This window comes from Streptomyces viridosporus, from assembly GCF_002078235.1.
GTDB lineage: Bacteria > Actinomycetota > Actinomycetes > Streptomycetales > Streptomycetaceae > Streptomyces > Streptomyces viridosporus.
The window spans coordinates 1-728 of record NZ_MSGP01000931.1 but is presented as its reverse complement, the minus strand read 5'-3'; the positions used below and the strand labels follow the sequence as shown (position 1 = coordinate 728).

The window sequence follows — 728 nt, the reverse complement described above, 5'->3', positions numbered from 1 at the left end:
CCCGGGCCGGACACGGCAGTCCGGCCCGGGGGAGCGACCTGCTCCGGTTCCTGCCGACGTTGACCGCCGACGCCCTCGACCCGCGGGAGGCGTGCGCCCTGCGGCGGCGCGGGGACGGGCCGCGGCGCGAACGCCACGGCCCCACGGTCGACGACGAGGGCGTCCGCGCCTGGCTGGACGCCCCCCCGGGGGCCGCACACCCGGCCGCTGCCCTCCCGAGGGAGCGCGCCGGCCGGGGGCGGTGAGGGCGCGCCCGCCGGGGCGGCGCCCTCCCGGGGGCCGCACGGGGCGGCGCCCTCCCTCAGGAGCCTCAGCCCCGGCGGATCGTGATCGTCGTCCAGGCGCCCACGTGGACCCGGTCGCCGTCCTGCAGCGGGACCGGGACGAACGGCTGGATCGGCTCGTCCGAGCCGTTGACCGTCGTGCCGTTCGTCGAGTTCTGGTCGACGACCGCCCAGCCGCCGTCCGGCTGCTGCACCAGCACCGCGTGCTGGTGCGAGACGCCCGGGTCCTCCGGCGGCGTGGACAGGTCGATGTCGGGGGTGTCGCCGGTGGAGTGCCGGCGGCGGCCGATGGTGATCTGGTTGCCGGTGAGCGTGCGCTGCTGCTCGGGCGAGTACGCGGGCAGGTTCAGGCCCGCGGCCTCGGGACCGGAGCGCTGCATCATCGCCATGAAGTACTCGCGGTCCGGACCGATGGTCGCGGTCCACGTCACCGGGCCCCGGGGC

General features: G+C 77.9%; 1 protein-coding gene and 1 pseudogene. One reads left to right on the top strand and one right to left on the bottom strand.

The genetic code is table 11. From position 1 onward, the window contains the following. Nucleotides 1–245, top strand: a pseudogene (locus B7L92_RS40865) (hypothetical protein); the annotation flags it as partial. A 65-nt stretch (nucleotides 246–310) separates the two neighbouring features. Here B7L92_RS40865 and B7L92_RS38740 read toward each other — a convergent pair. Then, nucleotides 311–728, bottom strand: a 418-nt coding sequence (locus B7L92_RS38740; protein WP_143626538.1) for an FHA domain-containing protein, incomplete at its 5' end; no start/stop codon positions are given.